This window comes from Mesorhizobium sp. M8A.F.Ca.ET.181.01.1.1, assembly GCF_004792025.1.
Lineage (GTDB): Bacteria > Pseudomonadota > Alphaproteobacteria > Rhizobiales > Rhizobiaceae > Mesorhizobium.
In genome coordinates this window covers 216,765-240,631 of record NZ_SRTV01000002.1, presented here as the reverse complement: position 1 = coordinate 240,631, position 23,867 = coordinate 216,765, and the positions used below count along the sequence as shown (strand labels likewise).

Sequence of the window (23,867 nt, the reverse complement as noted above, 5' to 3'; positions counted from 1 at the left end):
GCGACATCGTTTCGCCGCATAGGGCTGGCACGGATTCGCGTATCCGGAAGGGGACGGAATTGGGCGGAGCCGGAATAGAATTGGGATGCCAACGATGAGGAAATACCTCTTTTCAGCAGGGTTCGCGTTGCTTGTGGCGGCGACATCCCTGTCGATGACCGTGATGACGCCGCCGGCTTTCGCCAGCGAGATCAAATACGTCGTCAACGACATAGCAATCACCAGTGGTGACATCGCCCATCGTGCCGCCTTCCTGAAGCTGCAACACAAGAAGGGCGACGCTGCCCAGGAAATGATCGACCAGACGCTGCGCCTCGCCGAGGCCAGACGGCTTGGCATCCGTATCAGCGATGCCCAGGTTGAGGCCGCCTATCAGCGCTTTGCCACCAACAACAAGATGCAGCTCGGCCAGCTCGACGGCGTCATGGAAAAATCCGGCGTCAGCAAGGACCATTTCAAGGAGTTCATTCGTGCCCAGATGGCATGGAACCAAGCCTTGAGCGCGCGTTACCGCTCCGGTGAAGGTGGCAGCGTGACCGAACAGGACGCGGTGCGGCGCATGCTTGACAAGGGCGGCGCCAAGCCGAGCGCCATGGAATACATGCTGCAGCAGGTCATCTTCGTCGTGCCAGCGGCCGAACGCAGCGCGACACTGGCCAAGCGCAAGCGCGAGGCCGATGCCATGCGTGCCCGCTTCAACGGCTGCAACACGACACGCGAGTTCGCCAAGGGCCTGATCGACGTCACCGTTCGCGACCTCGGCCGGATTCTGGCGCCGCAACTACCGCCGGACTGGGCCGAGCAGATCAAGGCGACCAAGGTCGGTGGCGCCACCGTCACGCGCGAGACCGAACGCGGCGTCGAATTCATCGGCATCTGCTCGTCGCGCGAAGTGTCCGACGACAAGACGGCACAGATGGTATTCCAGAGCGAAGGCTCCAACGACAAGGCCGCCGACGATCTCAGCAAGAAATATGTTGACGAGCTGAAGGCTAAAGCCCGCATCGTCAAGCGCTGACGTGGGCCGCGCGATGACCGCGCTGGCGTTGAGCGTCGGCGATCCGTCCGGTATCGGCCCTGAAATCGCCATCGCCGCCTTCCTTGCGCGGGACGCCGTCGGCTTGCCCCCCTTCTACCTTCTGGCCGACCCGGCCGTGGTCGCGGCGCGCGCGCGCCACCTTGGCGTTTCGCTGCCTGTCCAGGAAGTGACGCCGGTGCAGGCGATCGAGGTCTTTGGCCGCGCCTTGCCGATCGTTCCCCTGACGGAGCGCTTCATCGACAGCCCCGGCCGGCCAGACCCCGCCAACGCAGCCGGCACCATCGAAGCGATCGACCGCGCGGTCGAGGCCTGCCTTGCCGGCGAGGCGGCCGCCGTGGTGACTTGCCCGATCGCCAAGAAGCCGCTCTATGATGCCGGCTTCCGTTTTCCCGGCCACACCGAATATCTGGCGCATCTGGCGGCTCGGCACAGCGGCGTCGAGGCGATGCCGGTGATGATGCTGGCAGGCCCGGACTTACGCACGGTTCCCGTAACCATCCACATCGCCCTGGCCGACGTGCCGAAGGCCCTGAGCACCGAATTGATCGTCGCGACCGCACGCATCACCGCGGCCGACCTTGCCGGCCGCTTCGGCATCGCCAGGCCTCGGCTCGCCATTGCCGGCCTCAATCCGCATGCCGGCGAAGGCGGCTCCATGGGCATGGAAGACGAGCATATCGTGCGCCCAGCGGTCGACACCCTGTGCGCTGAAGGCATCGATGCTTTCGGGCCCTTGCCCGCCGACACGCTGTTCCATGCCCGGGCGCGGGCAGGCTACGACGCCGCACTGTGCATGTATCACGACCAGGCGTTGATCCCGGCCAAGACGCTGGCCTTCGACGAAGCTGTCAACGTCACGCTGGGCCTGCCCTTCATCCGCACCTCCCCCGACCACGGCACCGCCTTCGACATCGCCGGCAAGGGCGTGGCGCGGCCGGACAGCCTGATAGCGGCGCTGAAGCTCGCCAGGAAGCTCGCCGACATCGACGCGAAGGCCGTCGCCGCATGAGTGCTTCCGCTTCCGGTCTTCGCGCATGAGCATCGATGGGCTGCCACCACTGCGCGACGTCATCGAGCGCCATGGGCTGCAGGCGAAAAAGGCTCTCGGCCAGAACTTCCTGCTCGATCTCAATCTGACCGGCAAGATCGCACGCAGCGCCGGCGACCTGGCAAATGCCACGGTGATCGAGGTCGGGCCCGGGCCTGGAGGGCTGACAAGGGCGCTGCTATCGAACGGCGCCCGCCGGGTCGTTGCCATCGAGCGCGACGAACGCTGCCTGGCTGCGCTTGCCGAAGTCTCCGCTCATTACCCCGGTCGGCTGGAGGTGATTTCGGGCGACGCGCTGAAGACCGACTTCGCGGCACTCGCCTCGGAGGCCGACCACGGTCCGGTCCGGATCGTGGCCAACCTGCCTTACAATATCGGCACGGAACTGCTGGTCCGATGGCTGACGGTCCCAAACTGGCCGCCCTACTACGCCTCGATGACGCTGATGTTCCAGCGTGAGGTCGCCCAGCGCATCGTGGCGGCACCCGACAGCGATGCCTATGGCAGGCTGGGCGTGCTCGCCGGCTGGCGCACGCAGGCCAGGATCGCCTTCGACGTCCCGCCTCAGGCCTTCACGCCGCCACCCAAGGTCACCTCTTCGGTGGTGCACCTGGAGCCGCGCACGACACCCCTGCCCGCCGATGTGAAGAAACTCGGCCGAGTCACGGAAGCCGCCTTCGGCCAACGCCGGAAGATGCTGCGCCAGAGCGTGAAAAGCCTCGGCGGCGAGGCCTTGCTCGAACGAGCGGGGATCGACCCGACGCGCAGGGCGGAAACACTCAGCGTCGAGGAGTTCGTGCGGCTGACCAATGCGGTCTAACTCCGCTCTCTCCGTTCACGGGGAGACGATGCCGGCAGGCAGATGAAGGGCAGTGCGAAGTTGCGAAGGTATGGTGCTGCCCCTCGTCCGGTCCTTCGGGCCACCTTCTCCCCGTTGACGGGAAGAAGGAAAGGGCGATCACACCGTTTTCTCGTCCAGCAATCCCGACACGAAATCGAAGAGACCCGGCCGGCGGTCGCGCCGCAGCCGCTCGGCAACGACGATGCCGCGCACTTCGGCGAAGGCACGGTCGAGATCGTCGTTGACGATGACGAAGTCATATTCCTTCCAGTGCTCGATCTCGTTGCGGGCGTTCTTCAGCCGCGTCTCGATCACCGCTTCCTGGTCCTCGGCGCGGCGCTTCAGCCGCGCCTTCAATTCTTTCATCGACGGAGGCAGGATGAAGATCGAGACGATGTCAGCGCGCATCTTCTCCTTGAGCTGCTGAGCGCCCTGCCAGTCAATGTCGAACAGCATGTCGCGGCCCTGCGCCAGCGCCAGTTCGGCCGGCTCGCGCGGTGTCGCGTAGCAATTGCCGTGCACCTCCGCCCATTCGAGGAGCGCGTCGGAATCGCGCAACCGCTCGAATTCGCGCATCGTGCGGAAGTGGTAGTGAACGCCCTCGATTTCCGAACCCCGGCGCGGCCTTGTGGTAACCGAGACCGACAGTTCAAGGCTTGAATCGCTCTCCAGAAGGTTGCGCGCGATCGTCGACTTGCCGGCCCCCGATGGAGACGACAGGACGAGCATCAACCCCCGGCGGCGGATGCGGGACCCCAAATCCCTGGGAACCATCGGTTCCTTGGCAACCATCGGCTACTCCAGATTCTGGACCTGTTCACGAAACTGGTCGACCACGGCCTTCAACTCCAGCCCAATCGCTGTGACTGTCGCGGCGTTCGACTTGGAGCACAGCGTATTTGATTCGCGGTTAAATTCCTGTGCCAGAAAATCGAGCTTGCGGCCGACCGCGCCGCCGCCCTCAAGCAAGGCCCGGCCAGACGCGACATGCGTTTTCAGCCGGTCGATCTCTTCGCGAATATCGGCCTTGGTGGCAAGGAACGCCGCCTCCATGTGCAGCCGGCTTGCATCCAGATTGGCGGATGCGTCCATCAGCAGCCTGACCTGCTCGGCGATGCGTTCGCGGATCACCGCCGCATCGCGTGACGGGTCAGCTTCCGCGCGCAGGGTCAGCGTCTCGATAGTATCGACATGGCCGGACAAAAGCACGGCCAGTGCTGCGCCCTCACCGTGCCTGGCCTGTTCCAGGCCGTTCAGCGCCACGTCGAGCGCGGCCATGATGGCGGCGTCGAGTGCGGTCCGCGCCTCTTCGGTCTCGATGGTTTCAGGTACGTCGAGCACACCACGCAGCGACAGCAATCCGTCAGCCGTCGCGGGCGCGACGCCGAACTGCTCCTGCAGCCGCTTGGCCAGGCCGGCAAGATCCTTCAGAAACGCCTCGTTGACGATAGGTTGCGCCTGCGTGCCGGCGGCGCGGCCGATGGTCAGCGTCGCCTGGAAATTGCCGCGGGCGAAACGCTTCTGCAGCGTTTGCCTGACCACAGGTTCCAGCCGCTCGAATCCTTGGGGCAGCCGCAGTCGCACCTCGACGCTCTTGCCATTGACGGATTTGACTTCCCAGGCAATGGAGGTGCCGTCGTGCTCGGCGACGGCCCGCGCGAAACCGGTCATACTCTGCAAATTCATGTCGCCCGCACATCCCTGGCGCCTCACCCTGAAACCGGTTTTCCGGTAGGGCAAGCGCGGCTTAAAATGACTACGCCGCGAACGCGTCGAAATCGGACGCCTGGCGTTCTCTCAAATGTCAGGCCGCCGCCTTCCAGGCAACGCCTTTCTTCACATTACTGGGCCGCGCCCGCATCACCGCCGGCATCGCCATTGTCGCCGCCGCTGGCATCGCTGTCGTCGGCTGGCTTGTCTGCTGCAGGCTTGTCGGCACTGCCGCTGGTACCGGCGGCAGCGGCGGCCTTGGCTGCGTCATCGGCCTGCTTCTTCTGCAGCGCGCGATAGCGGGCGACGTTTTCATTGTGCTCGTCCAGGGTCGCGGCAAAGACGTGGCCGCCCGTGCCGTCGGCGACGAAATAGAGATCGTCGGTCTTCGACGGATTGGCCACGGCTTCGAGGGCCGCGCGGCCGGGATTGGCGATGGGTGTCGGCGGCAAGCCGCTGATCACATAGGTGTTGTAAGGCGTCTGCTTCTGGATGTCGGACTGGTAGATCGGACGGTCCGCCGGCTTGCCCTTGCCGCCAAACAGACCGTAGATGATGGTCGGATCGGACTGCAGGCGCATGCCCTTGGCCAACCGGTTCAGGAAGACGGCGGCCACGCGTGAGCGTTCATCGCCCTTGCCGGTTTCCTTCTCGACGATCGAGGCCAGGGTGACAAAGTCCTCGACGCTGGCCAGGGGCAGATCCGGCGCGCGCCGCTGCCACACCTCATCGACCAGTTTCTTCTGATCGGCGAGCAGCTTGTCGACCATCTGCTGGCGCGTTGCGCCACGCGTGAAGCGCAGCGTGTCGGTGGCAAGACTACCCTCGGGGGGCGTCTTCGACGGCATATCGCCGCTCAGGGCGGGTTCGTCGGCGATGCGCTGCAAAGCCTGCTCGACCGTCAGCCCTTCGGGAATAGTCAGCGAGTACATCACCGACTTGCCACTCTTGAGGAGTTCCATGATGTCGCGCATGGACGCCCTGGGCTTGATCTCGTATTCACCGGCCTTGAGCGCGGAATCGTTGCCGAAGGCACGCACGCCGAGGCGGAACACGCGGGCGTCGCTGATTAGTCCGCGGCGCTCAAGCTGGTCGGCGATATCCTGGACGCCGGTGTTGGGCTTGACGAGGAAGGTGTCGCCATTGGCGGAAGGGCCGGGTTCGGTAAACTCCTGCTTGCCGAAATAGAGGGCCACGCCTGCCGCCAGAACCATCAGCATCACCGAGGAGATGACGAAGTTCATGAACACGACGATCTGGCTGCGCGAAGCGCGCGACCGTTTCGGCGGCGGCGTTCCAGCCTCCGGCCGCAGCGCCTCGCTTGCCGTCTTCGGCACGATCGGCCCGGTATTCGCCGGCCTTTGCCCGAATTCTCCGTTGCCTGACGGATTTGTGTTCATTTCGCCCTACCGTTCGATCTCTCAACGAATCCCCTGCGGCAGAGTAGGGGCGAATATGGCAAAATTGACGGCACGCCAAAGCACCGCCCGGCAGCTCGGTCAGCCATTATAACGCTGGAAGACCAGCGAGGCGTTGGTGCCGCCGAAGCCGAAGGAATTGGACAGTGCCACGTCGATCTGGCGCGGGCGCGGCTTGTTCGGCACCAGGTCGATCGCGGTTTCGCGCTCGGGATTGTCGAGGTTGATGGTCGCCGGTGCGATATTGTCACGGATGGCGAGGATCGAAAAGATCGCTTCGGCGGCACCGGCCGCGCCCAGCAAATGGCCGATCGACGACTTGGTCGACGACATCGAAATCTTGGAAGCCGCATTGCCGACCAGCCGCTCGACAGCGCCGAGTTCGATCGTATCGGCCATGGTCGAGGTGCCGTGCGCATTGATGTAGTCGACATCGGCCGGCGTAAGCTTTGCCCGCTTCAGCGCCGCGGTCATGCAACGGAAAGCTCCGTCGCCATCTTCGGCCGGCGCGGTGATGTGATAGGCGTCGCCGGTCAGACCGTAGCCGGTCACCTCGGCATAGATCTTGGCGCCGCGCGCCTTGGCATGCTCGAGCTCTTCCAGAACCACGACACCGGCCCCCTCGCCCATGACGAAGCCGTCGCGGTCGCGGTCGTAGGGCCGCGAGGCGGTTTGCGGGGTGTCGTTGCGCTCGGTCGAGAGTGCCCGGCAGGCCGCGAAGCCGGCGAGCGAAAGTCGGGTCACCGGCGATTCGGCGCCGCCGGCCAGCATGATGTCGGCATCGCCGAAGATGATCAGCCGGGCGGCGTCGCCAATGGCGTGCGCGCCGGTCGAGCAAGCGGTGACGACAGCGTGGTTGGGGCCTTTCAATCCGTGCCGGATCGAAACCTGGCCCGACACGAGATTGATGATGTTTCCGGGAATGAAGAATGGGCTGATGCGGCGCGGGCCGCGTTCCTTCAGGATGATCGCGTTCTCGGCGATGCCCTCGAGACCGCCGATGCCGGAGCCGATCAGCACACCGGTGGCGCAACGCTCTTCTTCGGTGGAAGGCTGCCAGCCGGAATCCTTCAGCGCTTCATCGGCGGCCGCGATCCCGTACAGGATGAAGTCGCCGATCTTGCGAAGTTCCTTCGGCTCGAGAATGGCTTCGGGATTGAGCGTACCGTTGGAGCCGTCGCCACGCGGAATGACGTGGGCGATCTTGCAGGCAAGATCGTCCACTTCGAACTCGGTGACGCGCTTGGCAGCGCTGCGGCCGGTCAGCAGTTGCTTCCAGCCGTGCTCGAAGCCCATGCCGAACGGCGAAACCAGGCCAAGGCCCGTGACGACGACACGCCTCATCGCAGGTCCTCCCCGGTGACGACTGCGGAAAGCGTCAGGCCGAAGCCTTGTCGATGTACTTCACCGCATCGCCAACGGTCAGAATGGTCTCTGCTGCGTCGTCGGGGATCTCGACGCCGAATTCTTCTTCGAACGCCATGACGAGTTCAACCGTGTCGAGGCTGTCAGCGCCCAGATCATCGATGAAGCTCGCCTGCTCCGTCACTTTGTCGGCATCGACGCCAAGGTGCTCGATGACGATCTTCTTGACGCGCTCTGCGGTGTCACTCATTTGGGGCATCCTCGTCTTTTGTTTGTCTGTCTTCGTTAGCGGGCGGAATGCCGCTAATCAAGCTGAAAGATGGTCCTGCCGGAAACGCAACGGCCACGGACCGGTTTTTGCCCGAACCGCCGGGTTGCGGGCCGCATTACACGAAAAATTGCCGAGGTCCAAGCCGAAATGGTGGGTTTTCACAGCGCGGCGATGTTGCTGCCGGAGCTCGCTCAGATCATCGCCATGCCGCCATTCACGTGGATGGTTTGCCCGGTTACGTAGGCGGCCTCGTTCGAAGCCAGATAAGCAACGGCGGACGCCACTTCGGCACTGGTGCCCATGCGCTTCGTCGGGATCGCCGTCATGATCGCCTCTTTCTGCTTCTCGTTGAGCTTGTCGGTCATCGCCGATTCGATGAAGCCCGGAGCGACGCAGTTGACGGTGATGTTGCGGGTGGCGATTTCCTGCGCCAGCGATTTGGACAAGCCGATCATGCCGGCCTTGGAGGCGCAGTAGTTCGCCTGGCCGGGATTGCCGGTCACGCCGACCACCGATGTGATGTTGATGATGCGGCCATGGCGGCGGCGCATCATCGGGTGGGTCAGTTCACGGGTCAGCCGGAAAACGGCGGTGAGATTGACCTCCAGCACCGTATCCCAGTCGGCGTCCGACATGCGCACGAACAGGCCGTCCTTGGTGATGCCGGCATTGTTGACCAGGATATCGACGCCCTCGAGATCGGCCTCCGCCTTCTGGCCGAGTGTCTTGACCTCGTCACGGTTCGACAGGTTGGCCGGGAACAGCTTGACCCGATCGCCCAGTTCGGAGGCCAGCGTTTCCAGTTTCTCGACGCGCGTGCCGTGCAGGCCGACGATCGCGCCCTGCGCATGCAGCACCCTGGCGATCGCCTCGCCGATGCCCCCCGATGCGCCGGTGACAAGCGCCTTGCGGCCGGTCAATTCGAACATTTTTGTCTCCAGGTTGAGAAGAGGGCGCCCCTTATAGGGATGGTCTCAAATGGCGCTTTATGCAAGCGCCGCAAGTGCCGCCTCGACCTCGGCCGAGGAACCGACGGACGCGGTGGCGATATCGCGGTTGATGCGGCGAGCCAGTCCCGAAAGCACCTTGCCGGCACCGATCTCGTAAAGCGTGGTGATGCCGTTGGCGCCGAACCATTCCACCGTTTCGCGCCAGCGCACGCGACCGGTCACCTGCTCGACCAAGCGCCCGGCGATCTCGTCGGGATCGGTCGACGGCTGCACCGATACGTTGGACACGACGGGAACGACTGGCGCGGTCTTTGCCACGCCGGCAAGCGCCTCGCGCATGACGTTGCCCGCCGGCGCCATCAGCGCCGAATGGAAGGGCGCCGACACCTGCAGCATCAGCGCACGCTTGGCGCCCTTATCGGTGCACAGTTTCGCTGCCAGCTCGACCGCGACCTTTGCACCTGAGATGACCAGCTGGCCGCCGCCATTGTCGTTGGCGATCTGGCAAATCGAGCCCTTAGCGGCCTCGGCGCAGGCATCTTCGACATCGGCCTGCTCCAACCCGATGATCGCCGCCATGGCGCCCTCGCCGGCCGGCACCGCCACCTGCATGGCGTTACCGCGAATGCGCAGCAGACGAGCGGCATCGGCGACGGAAACGAAGCCGGCGGCGGCGAGTGCCGAATATTCGCCCAGCGAATGGCCGGCGACATAGGCGACCTGGTCCTTCAGCGAGAAACCGCGCGCTTCCAGCGCCCTGATCGCCGCCAGCGATACCGCCATCAGGGCCGGCTGCGCGTTGGCCGTCAGCGTCAAGGTCTCTTCGGGACCTTCCCAGATCAGCTTCGACAGGTTTTCGCCGAGCGCATCATCGACTTCCTGGAAGACCCTGCGCGCTTCGGGAAAGGCATCGGCGAGGTCCTTGCCCATGCCGACAGCCTGGCTGCCCTGTCCTGGAAAGGTAAATGCGACGGCCATGCGAGGGCTCCCCAGACTGGTTCTGCTTGCGTGATACTACGAATTTTCCCTGCCTGTGACGCAAGGCAGGCCGCCAAGTCAAGCCACTTCAGCCCATGCCGAGGGCCGTATCCTTGAGCGAGTGCCTGTTCCGAAAGGGCTTTTTGGCGATCACACCTGATGAAAACCGCTCACGAATCGTTTGCTGGCTCTTCTTATTTCCGTCACAGGCGCTAGCTTTGCGTGACAATTATATGACAATCGAATGACGTGGGTTGTCTTTGGGTGGGAAGTTAAAGTGGCAAAGAGTTCGAAACGTGCCGGCAACGCCGCGCCGCAATTCCTGGAAGACGATCCGTCCACCGGCTATCTGCCGGGCCGGAGATGGCCGGTCGTCCGCTACGGGCTGATCAGCCTGGCGATCTCGGCCGTCATGGTGTTCGCCATCGAACTGATCGTGCGCGGTGATGTCGCCGGCACCGTTTCCTTCTTCCTGCAGCCGTTCAAGCCGGGCTGGACCACCATCGTCGTGTTCGCGCTGGTCCTGATCGGCCTCGATGCCGTGCTCGGCCGCAGTCATCAAAGCCTGATGATCGTCGCGCCGCTGACCCTATCGCTGGCCTTTGTCGGCCACCAGAAGTCGCATTATCTCGGCGACCCGCTCTATCCGACGGACTTCCTTTACGCCCGACAGATCTTCGCGCTGTTGCCGCTGCTGGTGCGCGAGCGGCCAATGACCGCGCTCGCCATGGTCGCGGGCATCGTGGTCGGCCTGTCCCTGCTCGTCTACGGCTGGCGTCTTTGGCGCCGCAAGGTTCCAGCCCTCAGCCACAAGGGCCGCCTCGCCCGGCTGACGCTGGCGGTGCCGCTGCTCGCCTTCTTCGTCTCAATCATGGACTACGCCACCTTCTCGTGGACCAGGGACCGGCTGCAGATCATCCCGATCATGTGGGACCAGAAGGAAAACTACGCCTCCAACGGCTTTGCGCTCGCCTTCGCGCTCAACGTGCCGATGGCGCACGTCTCTGCCCCGCCGGGCTATTCCGACAAGGCAATCGCGGCGATCGACAGGCCCGATGTGAGCGCCTCGGTGCCGGCCCAGAAGCCAGACATCATCATCGTCATGAGCGAATCCTTCTGGGATTCGACCAAGCTGCCCGGCGTCACCATCACGCCCGATCCGATCCCCAATGTGCGGTCGCTCCGCTCGGGCTCGATGTTCTCGCCCGAATTCGGCGGCATGACCGCCAATATCGAATTCGAAGCGCTGACCGGGTTCTCGAACGCCTTCCTGCCGGCCGGCAGCATCCCCTACCAGCAATATGTACGCACCCCGACGCCGTCGATGGCGACCTTCCTGAAGAGCGAAGGCTATAGGGCACGCGCCATCCATCCAGGCACCAACTGGTTCTGGAATCGCGGCGCCGTCTATGCCGATTTCGGCTTCAACGACTTCAAATCGGAAGAAACGCTGCCGCCCATGGAAAAGCGCGGACCGCTGGCATCCGACGCCGCGATGACCGACGAGATCATCCGCGAAGCCGACGCCAGCGACGACCCCGTCTTCTTCTTCGCGGTCAGCCTGCAGAACCATGGCCCGTATGAGCCGAACCGTTATTCGAACCCGACCCACTCGGTGCAGGCGCCGATCAGCCAGTGGGCGCGTGACTCGCTGCTCTCCTACGCCGAGGGTTCAGCCGACGCGGACCGCGGCCTCGAGCGGCTGATCGAATGGGCCAAGACGCGCGAGCGGCCAACGATTGTCGCCTTTTTCGGTGACCACCTGCCGCCGCTCGGGCCGGTCTATGTCGAGACCGGCTTCCTGAAGGACAACGTCGCGCCCCGCAAGGAACCGACGCCGGAGGCCGCTCTCGAACATCACGCGACTCCGCTGATCATCTGGTCGAACCGTTCGGGCCCGGTCGAGAATCTGGGGACGGTGAGTCCTGCGTTCCTGCCCTATCATATCCTCACCGCCGCGGGCATCACCCACCCCTACTACACCGGCTTCCTGGGCGAGATGCGGGAGCGCTATCGCGTTGTCGACCGCAACCTGCTGCTCACGCCGGCCGGCGCGGCCACGGCCGACTGGTCGCGTCAGAAAGAGATCGACCCGGCGATCCGCGACTTCCGGCTGATCCAGTACGACATGATGTTCGGCAAGCGCCATGCCGCGCCCGACTTCTTCCCCGAGACGGTCGACAAGGTTGTCGCCCACACGAGTTGAGGTCTGGACCCCCCGGATGTATCGCGCGCTCTCGGCATCGGGCGCTCAATTCGTCAGTTGCAGCTTCGAGAACTTGTTGGCGATCTGCTGAAAAACATTCGGCAGCTTGGCCGGATCGTTGACGGCATAATAATCGCTCGGATCGGAAGCGCAGGCGCTGTAAAGCGTGCGGTTGGCAGCGGTGTCGGACTGCAGCACCATCGTGTAGATCTGCACGCCCTGGTTCTTCAACTGCGTGCAGACGCTCTTCGTCCAGCCGTCGACATTGCGGGCCGCCGTCGTCTGATTGTCCGACCCGAAGCGGCCACCCGCCAGATAGCCGTAGGATGTGTAGTCGGACTTCGTCGATTGCTGGCTGGCGCCGTAGACGACGTTCTCACCGTCGGTGAGCAGGAGTACGATCTTGCTGACGCCAGGCGTCTTGAATGGCGCGCCGCCGGTATAGGGCGCGCCGGGCGAGAGCACCCGCATGCCCCAGGACAGCCCCTCCGAGACGTTGGTGCCGGAGCCGTTCCATTCCGTCATCTGGCTCGCCGCCTTACGCAATTTGTCGAAATCGTCGGTCAGGGGAACGACGGGGGTCGGGCAGGAACGGTTGGGACCAACGGTGACGGGAGTTCCTGTCTCGGTGATAAGTTCCTTGGCCGGCGCCACATATTTGGCAACCTGTTCCTTGGTGGCTTTGTCGGGATCGCTGTCGAGGCCGCTGAAGTCGATGCCGAGCCGGTTGTCGCCTTTCTGTTTGTCTAGCTTGACCGTGTCGCTGGCGTCGCTGAGATAGGAATTGTTGTAGTACTTTGCCTCATTGCCATAGGAACTGGACGGCATCTGCGCATCTCCCGGATCATCCGGCGCAAAATAGGGAACGAACAGCGTGTCGGGCTTAGCCGGGTCGGGCGGCGTGTCGGAAATGTTGTAGGCGCCGGCCCGCGCCTCCACGCAGCCCTTCCATCCCGTGTCGTTCCATCCGGGCTCGGCCCATCCGGTGTCCTTGAGCTGCCTGAACAGGGCCATGTGGTTCGGGCGCTTGCCGTCGATGACGGGGAAATTGATACCGTTGGTCGAGGATTTGCCGTCCATGTCGATCCAGGACGGATCGAACCCGTCGCCATTGACGTTCACGGCCGTGACGAAGGGAACCAGCGAGGCACGGACCTGGCGCGTCGGCGACTTTGTCGATTCGAGCGTATCCAGCAACGACTTCGTCGCCGTCCTCAGAGCCGTCATGCGGGCGCCAGCCATCGAGCCGGTATTGTCCAGAACCAGCACGACTTCGAGCTGGTTATTGGACTCGGCCGCCGAGGCATCGACCACGATGTGCTTGCTCTGGCCAAACAGGAAAGCGAAGTTCAGATTGACGTCGGCCGAGGCGACCGCCTTGGTCTTGATGAAATTGACGCCCCTGTCGACGGTCAGGGTCGCCTGCGCGTTGACGAGTTCGCCATGGCCAGCGATGTTGGCCTGGAAATAGCGGTCGAAAGCATCGGTGCGGGTCATGTCGAGATCGCCAAGATGCGAGGAGGCAAGGTTTGCCGCATCGATCGCGTTCTGCAGGTTGCTCTTCGCCCGCATCATGGTCGAGACATCGGTCGCGAAGGCCACTGCCGACAGAATGGCGGGTAGCCCCAATCCCATGAGAAGCGCGAAATTGCCGCTCTTCGAGCGCCAGAACCTGTTGAGAAGCATCCTTACCCCCGAAAATGCTTGCCGCTTGTCATGCACGGCTGTCCGGGCTTTTGCACCTTTCATAATGAATCGACCGTTGACGGCGGAGGGCAACCCTGCGCAACCTGACATTGTGGTTAAGGTCCGGTTGCCGGGGAAAATCGCCGGGCCTTGCTGGCGCCGCGGCTTGATTTTCTGGTGGTTGCGACATCGGGGACGCCGCTTGCCCTTGCCTTATCGGTGGATTGCTATATAGACGCCGCCAATCTGCCGGTCCCAGCTGGGGGCTGAACGGAGGGCCGGAGGTTTTTTCGAGAACCTTCGTGTGAAGCCAGAAGCGCTTCCGCCTCCCGTGTCTCCGCTCTCGACCGTCTCGTCATGCTCCTTTCTTCCCGCGCCTTTCGAGGCACATGCGGGTCAGAGAAGTTGCAGAGGCTTTTGCCGCCGGGAACCGGGAGAGAAACGAAGAAAGGCACTGAACCATAATGGCTCTTTACGAACATGTGTTTCTTGCCCGGCAGGACCTCTCGCAGCAGCAGGTCGATGCGCTTGTCGAACAGTACAAGGGCGTCATCGCAGCAAATGGCGGGTCCGTCGGCCGGGTCGAGAACTGGGGACTGAAGTCCCTCACCTACCGGGTCAACAAGAACCGGAAGGCATACTACACGCTGATGGACCTCACCTGCCCGCCGGCAGCGCTCAACGAGATGGAGCGCCAGATGGGTCTGTCCGAGGACGTGCTGCGTTTCCTGACCATCAAGGTCGAGGCGCATGAGGAAGGCCCATCGGCCATGATGCAGAAGCGCGAAGAGCGCTCCGAGCGCGGTGGCTTCGGCGATCGCGACCGTGGCGATCGTCCGGCGCGCAGCTTCGGCGACCGCGGCGATCGTGGCCCGCGTTCGTTCGGCGATCGCGAAGGCGGCGACCGTGGTCCGCGCCGTCCGCGCGAAGGTTTTGAAGGGGGTGCAGAATAATGGTCGACATCAATCAGATCCCGACCCGGCGCCCTTTCCATCGCCGCCGCAAGACCTGCCCGTTCTCCGGCGCCAACGCACCGAAGATCGACTACAAGGACGTGCGCCTGCTGCAGCGCTACATTTCCGAGCGCGGCAAGATCGTGCCGTCGCGCATCACCGCCGTCAGCCAGAAGAAGCAGCGCGAGCTCGCCAAGGCGATCAAGCGTGCCCGTTTCCTCGGCCTGCTGCCCTACGTGGTTCGCTAATTCTTCCGAACGGGCGGTTCGCCGCCCGTTCCTGTCGCCGGCCATGACGGGCATGACCGGATAGCCATCAAATCCCGAGTTGAGGTCAATAACCTCTAACTGCCGCGACAGGCAGGACAGCGACACCGGCGGCAACGCCCTTTTGCTTCCTGACCTGTTCCAGAGAATTCGGCGTCGGCCTCGTGGACGGACGCCCAACCAAAAGGAACATAGCCATGGACGTCATTCTTCTCGAACGCGTTTCCCGCCTCGGCCAGATGGGCGATACCGTCAAGGTCAAGGACGGTTTTGCCCGCAATTTCCTGCTGCCGCAGGGCAAGGCGCTGCGCGCCAACGAAGCCAACAAGAAGAAGTTCGAGGGCCAGCGCGCCCAACTCGAAGCCCGCAACCTTGAACGCAAGTCGGAAGCGGCCCAGGTCGCCGAAAAGCTTGACGGCAAGAGCTTCATCGCGGTGCGTTCGGCCGGCGAGACCGGCCAGCTCTACGGTTCGGTGTCGACCCGCGACATCGCCGACCTGCTGACCGCGGAGGGCTTCACGGTCAACCGCAACCAGATCCAGCTCAACCAGCCGATCAAGACCATCGGCCTCACCAATGTGGCGATCGCGCTGCATCCGGAAGTCGAAGTCACCATCACGCTCAACATCGCCCGCACGGCCGACGAGGCCGAACGCCAGGCCAAGGGCGAGACGCTGACCACCGCCGAAGCCATTTACGGCGACGACATCAACGACAATGCGCGGCCGGAAAACTTCTTCGATCCGAATGCCGAGTTCGAAGGCGGCGAAGACAACGCCTGATCGCACAGGTCCTCGGACCACCGCTCTCCAGCCATTCTGGACCAATGCCCGGGCCTCTCGCCCGGGCATTTTTGTGCCAAAAGGAACTTTTCGAAACCCTATATATTGATGCAGAGTAGGACAGCCTGTCTGACCGTGAGGGGACATTGGACATGAATATTCTGTTGAAGCGCGTTCTCGACCGCCTGGTGCGCACGGGCAATCTGAAGGTAACCGGGCCGAAGGGTTCGACATTCATCTTCGGCGACGGCAGCGGCGAGCCGGTGCATATGCACATCAAGACCCGCCATGCCGAGCGCGCCATCTCCTTCGATCCGATGCTGGCGGTGCCTGAATCCTATATGGACGGCGAGTTGGACATTCTTGAAGGCGGCGTGCTTGGGCTGATGCGCATTGCCTTCCAGAACATGGGCAGCGGCGGCATCGACGCGACCTGGTCGAAAGCCATCGAGGGCCTGCGCCACGCCTTCCGCCGCCTGCAACAGATCAACACCGCCTCGCGCTCGCGCCGCAACGTGCAGCGGCACTACGACCTGTCAGGTGAACTCTACCGGCTCTTCCTCGATGAGGACATGCAGTATTCCTGCGCCTATTTCGAGCAACCGGACATGACGCTGGAAGAGGCGCAGGCAGCCAAGAAGCGCCATATCGCCGCCAAGCTCCGGCTGAAGGCGGGGCAGACGGTGCTCGACATCGGCTCCGGCTGGGGCGGGCTCGGCCTCTATCTCGCCAAGGCTTTCGACGTCGACGTGCAGGGTGTGACGCTGTCGACCGAACAGCATGGCGTCGCCACGGACCGGGCGCATGCGCAAGGGCTGGAAAACCACGTCCATTTCGAACTGAAGGATTATCGCGAGCTCAACGAACGCTTCGACCGCATCGTCTCGGTCGGCATGTTCGAGCATGTCGGCGTCAACCATTACCGAACCTTCTTCGACAAGGCGGCAACATTGCTGAAGCCTGATGGTGTCATGCTTCTGCACACGATCGGCCGCTCCGGCGTGCCGTGGGCGACCAGCGCCTTCATCCGCAAGTATATTTTCCCGGGTGGCTATATTCCGGCGATGTCCGAGGTGCTGCCGGCGATCGAAAAGTCCGGCCTCGTGGTCACCGACGTCGAAATCCTGCGGCTCCACTATGCCGACACGCTGAAGCACTGGGGCCAGCGCTTCGCCGCCAACCGCGACAAGGCCAAGGCGATCTATGACGAACGCTTCTGCCGCATGTGGGAGTTCTATCTGGCCGCCTCGGAGGCTGCCTTCCGTTGGCAGGACCTGGTGATTTTCCAGTTCCAGATCACCAAGAAGAACGACACGTTGCCGATGACGCGCGACTACATGGCCAAATGCGAAAAGGCACTGGAAATGCGCGACATGGGTCGCCGCGAGGCGGCTCCAGTCGAGAAGCCCGTCAAGCCGGCCCGGCGCCGCAAGGTGGCGGAATAGGAACGGCGCTGCAGAACGCATTATTGGCGCTTGCCATTGCAGGCTCCTGCCCCGAAAAAGGCCTCGTGAATCGTCGCGAGGCCTTTTTCATGACCTATCTCCTCTATGCCGCCGCAGCGCTGGCCGAGATCGCCGGCTGTTTTTCGGTATGGGCCTGGTGGCGGCTGGAAAAATCGCCTTTGTGGCTGGCGCCGGGCTTTGTCTCGCTGCTTGTCTTCGCCTGGCTCCTGGCACTGGTCGACACCAATGCAGCAGGGCGAGCCTATGCCGCTTACGGCGGCATCTACATCGTAGCCTCGCTGGCCTGGCTCTGGCTGGTGGAAGGCGTGCGGCCCGACCGCTGGGATCTTGGCGGTGCGGCACTCTGCGTGGCAGGTGCCTCGATCATCCTGCTCGTGCCGCGAGGAGCATAGCGTGGAGTTGCCGGCCCCTCTTCGACAGGCTGTCGATCGCATTTTGGAAAAAGTACCGCTGCCGGACCTGAAGCAGGCGGCAAAGACGCTCTCCGACCGTTACCGCGCCGAACTGCGCGACGGCCGCCTGCACATGGCGCAGGACATGGCGGTCAGGGCCTATCTGGCGACGCGGCTGCCGGCGACCTATGCCGCGGTCCGCGCCAGCCTCGATGCGCTCGCCGAAGCCCGGCCGGATTTCACGCCGAAAACCTTGCTCGATGTCGGCGCCGGCCCTGGTACGGTGCTTTGGGCCACCAGCGACCTCTGGCCTGAACTGGAACTGGCCACGTTGCTGGAGGCGAGTGCCGCGGTGCGCAAAATCGGCGAGACACTTGCCGCCGATGCGATCGCGGCCCGGACCATCTGGCAGGCCGGCGATGTCACGACAGACCTTGCCGACCTCCAGCCCGCGGACCTCGTCACATGCGCCTATGTGCTGGACGAGATCGTGCCGGCATCCCTGGCCAAAATGATCGACCGGCTATGGCACCTCACGACCGACACGGTGCTGATTATCGAGCCGGGCACGCCGGCGGGCTGGCAGCGAATTCTGGCGGTGCGCCAGCAATTGATCGCCGCCGGCGCGCATGTGCTGGCGCCTTGTCCGCACGAAGCGCCCTGCCCGCTCAACCCGCCCGACTGGTGCCATTTTTCCCGCCGCGTCGCCCGCTCGCGCCTGCACCGGCTGGCCAAGGACGCCGATGTGCCATGGGAGGACGAGAAATTCATCTATGTCGCCGCTTCGCGCCAGCCGGCTGTCTCCCGCGCCGCACGGGTGATCGCGCCGCCGAAGTCAGGGTCCGGCAAGGTGTCGCTGAAACTCTGTGAAGCAGACGGCAGCGCCGGCGAAAAGCTCTTCACCAAACGCGACGGCGACGCCTTCAAGGTGGCGCGGCGGCTGGACTGGGGCGATGCGCTGGCACGAGGATGAAACGAACGCGACGGCTCCGCAATCCCGTGCCAATCGCTCCACTTTCCTGTTTTGTTCTCCTTCGAGAAACACTAAACTCGCAACTCTCGATTCGAGTCAATTGCGATTCTTTCCACGGAAAAATTTTGGCTGTGAATCGCGAGTATCAAAGCCGCTTCGACACGGGCTGTTGCAGATAAGTCAGCACCGACTTGTCCAGTTCTGATATCGAAAGGGCGGGATCGAAATTGGGGACATCATGGCAGAGGCAGCGCGAAAATTCGGCGTGGCGGAGCAACCGCTTTATCGCGAATCGCCCAACAACATCGAGGCCGAGCAGGCGCTGCTTGGCGCCATCCTGGTCAACAACGATGCCTTCTACCGGGTGTCCGATTTCCTGAAGTCCGGTCATTTCCATGAACCCCTGCACCGCAAGATCTTCGACGTCGCGGCCGAATTGATCCGCATGGGCAAGGCGGCGACGCCGATCACGCTGAAGACCTTCCTGCCGGCCGACGAAAAGGTCGGCGACATGACGGTGGCGCAATATGTCGTGCGGCTGGCGGTGGAAGCCGTCACCGTCGTCAACGCCACCGATTACGGCCGCGCCATCTATGACCTGGCGACGCGCCGGGCGCTGATCACGGTCGGCGAGGACATGGTCAACATCGCCTATGACGCACCTGTCGACATGTCGCCTTCCGAACAGATCGAGGACGCCGAGCGCCGCCTGTTCGAACTGGCTGAAACCGGGCGCTATGACGGCGGCTTCGAGAGCTTCACCGACGCGGTCAAGACCGCGGTCGACATGGCCAACGCCGCCTATATGCGCGACGGCGGTCTGTCGGGCCTCGCCACCGGCATGCGCGATCTCGACCGCCGCATGGGCGGCCTGCAGCCCTCCGACCTGATCGTGCTTGCCGGCCGTCCGGGCATGGGCAAGACATCGCTCGCCACCAACATCGCCTTCAACGTCGCCGAGGCCTATGTGCCGGCACAACAGGCCGACGGCTCGTTCAAGGCGGCCAATGGCGGTGTCGTCGGGTTCTTCTCGCTCGAAATGTCGTCCGAACAGCTCGCGACCCGTATCATTTCCGAACAGACGGAAATCTCTTCCTCGAAGATCCGCCGCGGCGAAATCAGCGAAATGGATTTCGAAAAGCTGGTCGCCTGTTCGCAGACCATGCAGAAGATCCCGCTGTTCATCGACCAGACCGGTGGTATTTCCATTGCTCAGTTGTCTGCCCGCGCGCGCCGCCTGAAGCGCCAGCGTGGCCTCGACCTGATCGTCATCGACTATATCCAGCTGATGCAGGGCTCATCCGCCAAGTCCTCGCAGAACCGCGTGCAGGAAATCACCGAGATCACCACGGGCCTGAAAGCGCTGGCCAAGGAACTGACCGTGCCGATCATCGCGCTGTCGCAGCTCTCGCGTCAGGTCGAAAGCCGCGACGACAAGCGCCCGCAGCTCTCCGATCTGCGCGAATCCGGTTCGATCGAGCAGGACGCCGACGTCGTCATCTTCGTCTACCGCGAGGAGTATTACCTCAAGAACCGCGAGCCGAAGCTCGGCACCGAGGAATACGTCAAGTGGGAAAACGAGATGAACGAGATGCGCGGCAAGGCCGAGGTGATCGTGGCCAAGCAGCGCCATGGACCGACCGGCACGGTCACGCTCGCCTTCCACGGCGAATTCACCCGCTTCTCTGATTTGGCCGAAGAGCACCACATCGCGGAGAGGTTCGAGTAGCCGTTTGACCGCGACCTCAACAACAACGGGTCTCGGCGCTCTACGACGCCCCCCCCTGTCCGGAACCCGCAATCGGGCGGGAAGGTAAAAGCGTGGCCAAATCCCGCGTCCAGTTCATCTGCCAGAATTGCGGTTCGGTGCATCAGCGCTGGGCCGGCAAATGCGATGCCTGCGGCGAGTGGAACACGCTGGTCGAGGAAGGCACGTCGGGCGGCATCGGCTCGGGGCCTGCCAACACGCGCAATGCCCGCAAGGGCCGCGCGGTGGTGCTGACCACGCTTTCCGGTGACATCGAGGACGCGCCGCGCATCATATCAGGCATCGGCGAACTCGACCGCGCCACCGGCGGCGGTTTCGTCCGGGGCTCTGCACTGCTGGTCGGCGGCGATCCCGGTATCGGCAAATCGACGCTGCTCACCCAGGCCGCGGCCGCTCTTGCCTCCAAAGGCCACCGCATCGTCTATGTTTCGGGCGAAGAGGCGGTTGCCCAGATCAGGCTGCGCGCGCAGAGGCTCGGCGTCGCGTCGGCGCCCGTGGAACTGGCGGCCGAGACCAATGTCGAGGATATCCTCGCCACGATCGCCGACGGCAAGCGGCCGGATCTGGTCATCCTCGATTCGATCCAGACGCTGTGGACCGACCTAGCCGACTCGGCGCCGGGCACGGTCACCCAGGTGCGCGCCGCCGCCCAGGCAATGATCCGCTACGCCAAATCCACGGGTGCCGCGATCGTGCTGGTCGGCCATGTCACCAAGGAAGGCCAGATCGCCGGTCCGCGCGTGGTCGAGCACATGGTCGACGGCGTGCTCTATTTCGAGGGCGAAGGCGGCCACCACTTCCGCATCCTGCGCACGGTGAAGAACCGCTTCGGACCGACCGATGAGATCGGCGTCTTCGAAATGTCGGACAAGGGTCTGCGCGAGGTCTCCAACCCGTCCGAACTTTTCCTTGGCGAACGGCACGCGAAATCGCCGGGAGCAGCGGTTTTCGCCGGCATGGAAGGCACCAGGCCCGTCCTGGTCGAGATCCAGGCGCTGGTCGCGCCCTCCTCGCTCGGCACGCCGCGCCGGGCGGTGGTCGGCTGGGACGGGGCTCGGTTGTCGATGGTGCTGGCGGTGCTGGAGGCGCATTGCGGTGTCCGTTTCGGCCAGCATGACGTCTATCTCAACGTCGCCGGCGGCTACCGCATCAGCGAGCCGGCGGCCGATCTTGCGGTCGCCGCGGCACTGGTTTCCTCGCTCACCGGTCTTGCCCTTCCCGCCGATTGCGTCTATTTCGGCGAAATCAGCCTTTCGGGCGCGGTGAGGCCGGTTGCGCATGCGCAGCAGCGCCTCAAGGAAGCCGAAAAACTGGGTTTTGGTAGCGCGGTTCTGCCCTTGGGCAGCGAGGAACTTGCTGGAGGGATCGGGGCCGGCGCTTTCCAACCCACCGAGCTTGCCGACCTCGTGGCGCGTATAGCCGGCTCACGGCGAAGCCGTGCCGACGATGAAGAGTGACGCGGCTCATCCGGTGGTGAGCAAGACAGAGTGGGGCGAAAGACATGCCGATTACGCTGCTTGACGGAATTCTCGTCGGCTTCACCCTGGTCTCGGCGATGCTCGCCATGGTTCGCGGTTTTTCGCGCGAAGTGCTCTCGGTGGTGTCCTGGGCGGCGGCGGCGGCGGCCGCCTTCTTCTTCTACAAGCCGGTCCTGCCCTACCTGAAGCCCTATATCGACAATGAGAAGATCGCCATGGCCGCTGCCGCCGGCGTCGTCTTCATCATCGCGCTGATCGTGGTCTCGGTCATCACCATGAAGCTCGCCGACTGGATCATCGATTCGCGCATCGGCGCGCTCGACCGCACGCTCGGCTTCCTCTACGGCGCCGCGCGCGGCGTCCTGGTCGTCGCGGTGGCGCTGCTGTTCTTCAACTGGCTGGCCGGCGCCAAGGCCCCGGCCTGGGTCACGGAAGCCAAGTCGCGGCCGCTGCTGGAACAGATCGGCGCCAAGCTGGAAAGCCTGCTGCCGGAGGATCCGGAAAACGCCATCCTCAAGAAGCTCAATCCGAATCAGCCGGCCGCCGAGACGCCCGCCGCGCCCGACGCACCGGCGGCGGATGCCCCAGCCGGCGGCGACGACGCCAATGCGCCAGCGCCCGACGACAACGACGCCGGTCCCGCCGACAACACGGCCAAGCCGGCGCCAGCGCCGGCGAACTGAGGTCCGAACGGGACGTCTGGCGATCGATCCATGTGAACGATCGCATGCAGTGCGTTGCTTTCGACGCGCGACCGCCTTATATGGCGATTTTAGCGGAGCTTAAGATGGCAGACGCAGACGACGTGCTTTCCGCCGAGGCTGACGATCATTTCCATGACGAATGCGGCGTCTTCGGCATCTTTGGCCGGCAGGATGCGGCGGCCATCGTCACGCTCGGCCTGCATGCGCTGCAGCATCGTGGCCAGGAAGCGGCCGGCATCGTTTCCTACGACGGCACCCAGTTCCATGTCGAACGCCATGTCGGACTGATCGGCGACACCTTCACCAAGCAGCGCGTCATCGACAGCCTGCAGGGCAACCGCGCCATTGGCCACACGCGCTACGCCACGACAGGCGGCGCCGGCATGCGCAACATCCAGCCCTTCTTCGCCGAGTTGGCCGATGGCGGCTTCGCCGTCGCCCATAACGGCAACCTCACCAACGCCATGACCGTGCAGCGCGCGCTGCAGAAGCAGGGCGCGATCTTCTCCTCCACCTCCGACACCGAGACGCTTTTGCATCTGGTCGCGACCAGCAAGGAGCGCGATCTCAACTCGCGCTTCATCGACGCGGTGCGCCAGGTAGAGGGCGCCTTCTCGCTGGTGGCGATGACGGCCAAGAAGATGATCGGTTGCCGCGATCCGCTCGGCATCCGCCCGCTGGTGCTCGGCGATCTCGACGGCGCCTGGATCCTGGCCTCCGAGACCTGCGCGCTCGACATCATCGGCGCCCGTTTCGTGCGTGATCTGAAGCCCGGCGAGATGGTCGTCGTCACCTCGAAGGGCATCGAGAGCCTGTTCCCGTTCGAACCGCAGAAGACCCGCTTCTGCATTTTCGAATATGTCTATTTCGCCCGGCCCGACTCTTCGGTCGAGGGCCGCAATGTCTATGAGGTGCGCAAGCGCATCGGCGCCGAACTGGCGCAGGAAAACCCGGTCGAGGCCGACATCGTCGTGCCGGTGCCGGACTCGGGCACGCCGGCGGCGATCGGCTTCAGCCAGGCGGCCGGCATTCCCTTTGAGCTTGGCATCATCCGCAACCATTATGTCGGCCGCACCTTCATTCAGCCCGGCGATTCGATCCGCCACATGGGCGTCAAGCTCAAGCACAACGCCAACCGCCGCATGATCGAGGGCAAGCGCGTGGTGCTGGTCGACGATTCCATCGTGCGCGGCACCACCAGCCAGAAGATCGTGCAGATGGTGCGTGACGCCGGCGCCAGGGAAGTGCACATGCGCATTGCATCGCCGCCGACCAGCGCATCGTGCTTCTACGGTGTCGACACGCCGGAGAAGTCGAAGCTGCTCGCTTCGCGCATGTCGGTGGAAGAGATGGCCGAGTTCATCCGCGTCGATTCACTCGGCTTCCTCTCGATCAACGGGCTCTACCGCGCCGTCGGCGAGGCCAGCCGCAACGACGAACAGCCGCAGTTCTGCGATGCGTGCTTCACCGGCCAGTACCCGACCCGCCTGCTCGACTTCGAAGGCCACGACAATGTGCGCACGCTGTCGCTGCTGGCGACAAGCGGGGCGTAGGATTGCCGGTCCGTCACCAG

22 protein-coding genes are annotated in these 23,867 nt (G+C 63.8%); 14 read left to right on the top strand and 8 right to left on the bottom strand.

The window, feature by feature from the left end:
* Positions 1-85 precede the first annotated feature (85 nt).
* The 3 genes from EN824_RS09465 to rsmA are packed head-to-tail and all read left to right on the top strand — an operon-like array spanning position 86 to position 2,907.
* Positions 86-1,018 carry a peptidylprolyl isomerase gene (locus EN824_RS09465; RefSeq protein ID WP_167531199.1) on the top strand — a complete coding sequence of 311 codons (933 nt, stop codon included), beginning with the start codon at positions 86-88 and terminating at the stop codon, positions 1,016-1,018.
* A 13-nt stretch (positions 1,019-1,031) separates the two neighbouring features.
* Positions 1,032-2,048, top strand: a complete 1,017-nt coding sequence (pdxA, locus tag EN824_RS09460) for a 4-hydroxythreonine-4-phosphate dehydrogenase PdxA (RefSeq protein ID WP_189522149.1) — start codon at positions 1,032-1,034, stop codon at positions 2,046-2,048.
* 25 nt (positions 2,049-2,073) lie between these two features.
* Complete coding sequence (gene rsmA / locus EN824_RS09455) at positions 2,074-2,907, top strand: 16S rRNA (adenine(1518)-N(6)/adenine(1519)-N(6))-dimethyltransferase RsmA (protein WP_127276074.1); 834 nt, start codon at positions 2,074-2,076, stop codon at positions 2,905-2,907.
* A 138-nt stretch (positions 2,908-3,045) separates the two neighbouring features.
* On the opposite strand, the gene gmk is transcribed toward rsmA, so the two are convergent.
* From gmk to fabD, 7 genes are all read right to left on the bottom strand, one after another.
* Positions 3,046-3,702: a guanylate kinase gene (gene gmk, locus EN824_RS09450; RefSeq protein WP_027053294.1), complete on the bottom strand. Its 657-nt coding sequence runs from the start codon at positions 3,700-3,702 to the stop codon at positions 3,046-3,048.
* Between the two features lie 21 nt (positions 3,703-3,723).
* Positions 3,724-4,614 (bottom strand): YicC/YloC family endoribonuclease, encoded by an 891-nt coding sequence (locus EN824_RS09445; RefSeq protein ID WP_127276073.1) that lies wholly within the window; start codon positions 4,612-4,614, stop codon positions 3,724-3,726.
* 155 nt (positions 4,615-4,769) lie between these two features.
* Positions 4,770-6,038, bottom strand: a complete 1,269-nt coding sequence (mltG, locus tag EN824_RS09440) for an endolytic transglycosylase MltG (RefSeq protein WP_127871435.1) — start codon at positions 6,036-6,038, stop codon at positions 4,770-4,772.
* A gap of 99 nt (positions 6,039-6,137) precedes the next feature.
* Positions 6,138-7,400: a beta-ketoacyl-ACP synthase II gene (gene fabF, locus EN824_RS09435; protein ID WP_127871434.1), complete on the bottom strand. Its 1,263-nt coding sequence runs from the start codon at positions 7,398-7,400 to the stop codon at positions 6,138-6,140.
* Between the two features lie 34 nt (positions 7,401-7,434).
* Entirely contained in the window at positions 7,435-7,671 is a 237-nt protein-coding gene (locus tag EN824_RS09430) for an acyl carrier protein (protein ID WP_006203723.1), read from the bottom strand.
* 212 nt (positions 7,672-7,883) lie between these two features.
* Positions 7,884-8,621 (bottom strand): 3-oxoacyl-[acyl-carrier-protein] reductase, encoded by a 738-nt coding sequence (gene fabG / locus EN824_RS09425; RefSeq protein WP_127280775.1) that lies wholly within the window; start codon positions 8,619-8,621, stop codon positions 7,884-7,886.
* Between the two features lie 57 nt (positions 8,622-8,678).
* Complete coding sequence (gene fabD / locus EN824_RS09420) at positions 8,679-9,620, bottom strand: ACP S-malonyltransferase (RefSeq protein WP_127280774.1); 942 nt, start codon at positions 9,618-9,620, stop codon at positions 8,679-8,681.
* Between the two features lie 244 nt (positions 9,621-9,864).
* Between fabD and EN824_RS09415 the strand changes: the two genes are divergently transcribed.
* Positions 9,865-11,826 carry an LTA synthase family protein gene (locus EN824_RS09415; protein ID WP_127871431.1) on the top strand — a complete coding sequence of 654 codons (1,962 nt, stop codon included), beginning with the start codon at positions 9,865-9,867 and terminating at the stop codon, positions 11,824-11,826.
* Positions 11,827-11,871: 45 nt separating this feature from the next.
* Here the strand turns inward: EN824_RS09415 and EN824_RS09410 are convergent, their stop codons facing one another.
* The gene (locus EN824_RS09410; RefSeq protein ID WP_127280759.1) at positions 11,872-13,512 is read right to left on the bottom strand and encodes a pilus assembly protein; all 1,641 of its coding nucleotides are present in this window, start codon (positions 13,510-13,512) and stop codon (positions 11,872-11,874) included.
* A gap of 464 nt (positions 13,513-13,976) precedes the next feature.
* Here EN824_RS09410 and rpsF point away from each other — a divergent pair, with 464 nt between their 5' ends.
* The 10 genes from rpsF (at position 13,977) to purF (ending at position 23,847) form a co-directional block, all read left to right on the top strand.
* Positions 13,977-14,465 (top strand): 30S ribosomal protein S6, encoded by a 489-nt coding sequence (rpsF, locus tag EN824_RS09405; RefSeq protein WP_027144123.1) that lies wholly within the window; start codon positions 13,977-13,979, stop codon positions 14,463-14,465.
* Complete coding sequence (gene rpsR, locus EN824_RS09400) at positions 14,465-14,713, top strand: 30S ribosomal protein S18 (protein WP_006203718.1); 249 nt, start codon at positions 14,465-14,467, stop codon at positions 14,711-14,713. The genes rpsF and rpsR overlap by 1 nt, the downstream gene beginning before the upstream one ends.
* 215 nt (positions 14,714-14,928) lie before the next feature.
* A complete protein-coding gene (gene rplI / locus EN824_RS09395) occupies positions 14,929-15,513 on the top strand; it encodes a 50S ribosomal protein L9 (protein WP_127871428.1) in 585 nt (194 codons plus the stop codon).
* A gap of 152 nt (positions 15,514-15,665) precedes the next feature.
* Complete coding sequence (locus EN824_RS09390) at positions 15,666-16,958, top strand: cyclopropane-fatty-acyl-phospholipid synthase family protein (protein ID WP_127280225.1); 1,293 nt, start codon at positions 15,666-15,668, stop codon at positions 16,956-16,958.
* A gap of 89 nt (positions 16,959-17,047) precedes the next feature.
* The gene (locus EN824_RS09385) at positions 17,048-17,371 is read left to right on the top strand and encodes a YnfA family protein (protein WP_127280224.1); all 324 of its coding nucleotides are present in this window, start codon (positions 17,048-17,050) and stop codon (positions 17,369-17,371) included.
* 1 nt (position 17,372) lies between these two features.
* Entirely contained in the window at positions 17,373-18,344 is a 972-nt protein-coding gene (locus EN824_RS09380) for a small ribosomal subunit Rsm22 family protein (RefSeq protein ID WP_127871427.1), read from the top strand.
* A 238-nt stretch (positions 18,345-18,582) separates the two neighbouring features.
* Positions 18,583-20,073, top strand: a complete 1,491-nt coding sequence (locus EN824_RS09375) for a replicative DNA helicase (protein WP_127871426.1) — start codon at positions 18,583-18,585, stop codon at positions 20,071-20,073.
* 92 nt (positions 20,074-20,165) lie between these two features.
* Complete coding sequence (gene radA, locus EN824_RS09370) at positions 20,166-21,569, top strand: DNA repair protein RadA (RefSeq protein WP_127871425.1); 1,404 nt, start codon at positions 20,166-20,168, stop codon at positions 21,567-21,569.
* 44 nt (positions 21,570-21,613) lie between these two features.
* On the top strand, positions 21,614-22,273 hold the full coding sequence (locus EN824_RS09365; RefSeq protein WP_127278760.1) for a CvpA family protein: 660 nt from the start codon (positions 21,614-21,616) through the stop codon (positions 22,271-22,273).
* 104 nt (positions 22,274-22,377) lie between these two features.
* Complete coding sequence (purF, locus tag EN824_RS09360; RefSeq protein WP_127278759.1) at positions 22,378-23,847, top strand: amidophosphoribosyltransferase; 1,470 nt, start codon at positions 22,378-22,380, stop codon at positions 23,845-23,847.
* The last annotated feature ends 20 nt before the right edge of the window (positions 23,848-23,867 follow it).

What these genes read in the sequence shown, in the direction of transcription:
- EN824_RS09445 (WP_127276073.1), bottom strand. Translation starts at nt 4,614, where the DNA reads ATGAATTTGCAGAGTATGACCGGTTTCGCGCGGGCCGTCGCCGAGCAC.
- rpsF (WP_027144123.1), top strand. Translation starts at nt 13,977, where the DNA reads ATGGCTCTTTACGAACATGTGTTTCTTGCCCGGCAGGACCTCTCGCAG.
- rsmA (WP_127276074.1), top strand. Translation starts at nt 2,074, where the DNA reads ATGAGCATCGATGGGCTGCCACCACTGCGCGACGTCATCGAGCGCCAT.
- pdxA (WP_189522149.1), top strand. Translation starts at nt 1,032, where the DNA reads ATGACCGCGCTGGCGTTGAGCGTCGGCGATCCGTCCGGTATCGGCCCT.
- EN824_RS09410 (WP_127280759.1), bottom strand. Translation starts at nt 13,512, where the DNA reads ATGCTTCTCAACAGGTTCTGGCGCTCGAAGAGCGGCAATTTCGCGCTT.
- EN824_RS09365 (WP_127278760.1), top strand. Translation starts at nt 21,614, where the DNA reads ATGCCGATTACGCTGCTTGACGGAATTCTCGTCGGCTTCACCCTGGTC.
- purF (WP_127278759.1), top strand. Translation starts at nt 22,378, where the DNA reads ATGGCAGACGCAGACGACGTGCTTTCCGCCGAGGCTGACGATCATTTC.
- EN824_RS09430 (WP_006203723.1), bottom strand. Translation starts at nt 7,671, where the DNA reads ATGAGTGACACCGCAGAGCGCGTCAAGAAGATCGTCATCGAGCACCTT.
- fabF (WP_127871434.1), bottom strand. Translation starts at nt 7,400, where the DNA reads ATGAGGCGTGTCGTCGTCACGGGCCTTGGCCTGGTTTCGCCGTTCGGC.
- EN824_RS09375 (WP_127871426.1), top strand. Translation starts at nt 18,583, where the DNA reads ATGGCAGAGGCAGCGCGAAAATTCGGCGTGGCGGAGCAACCGCTTTAT.
- EN824_RS09385 (WP_127280224.1), top strand. Translation starts at nt 17,048, where the DNA reads ATGACCTATCTCCTCTATGCCGCCGCAGCGCTGGCCGAGATCGCCGGC.
- fabG (WP_127280775.1), bottom strand. Translation starts at nt 8,621, where the DNA reads ATGTTCGAATTGACCGGCCGCAAGGCGCTTGTCACCGGCGCATCGGGG.
- rpsR (WP_006203718.1), top strand. Translation starts at nt 14,465, where the DNA reads ATGGTCGACATCAATCAGATCCCGACCCGGCGCCCTTTCCATCGCCGC.
- rplI (WP_127871428.1), top strand. Translation starts at nt 14,929, where the DNA reads ATGGACGTCATTCTTCTCGAACGCGTTTCCCGCCTCGGCCAGATGGGC.
- gmk (WP_027053294.1), bottom strand. Translation starts at nt 3,702, where the DNA reads ATGGTTCCCAGGGATTTGGGGTCCCGCATCCGCCGCCGGGGGTTGATG.
- EN824_RS09465 (WP_167531199.1), top strand. Translation starts at nt 86, where the DNA reads ATGCCAACGATGAGGAAATACCTCTTTTCAGCAGGGTTCGCGTTGCTT.
- EN824_RS09415 (WP_127871431.1), top strand. Translation starts at nt 9,865, where the DNA reads ATGACGTGGGTTGTCTTTGGGTGGGAAGTTAAAGTGGCAAAGAGTTCG.
- EN824_RS09390 (WP_127280225.1), top strand. Translation starts at nt 15,666, where the DNA reads ATGAATATTCTGTTGAAGCGCGTTCTCGACCGCCTGGTGCGCACGGGC.
- mltG (WP_127871435.1), bottom strand. Translation starts at nt 6,038, where the DNA reads ATGAACACAAATCCGTCAGGCAACGGAGAATTCGGGCAAAGGCCGGCG.
- fabD (WP_127280774.1), bottom strand. Translation starts at nt 9,620, where the DNA reads ATGGCCGTCGCATTTACCTTTCCAGGACAGGGCAGCCAGGCTGTCGGC.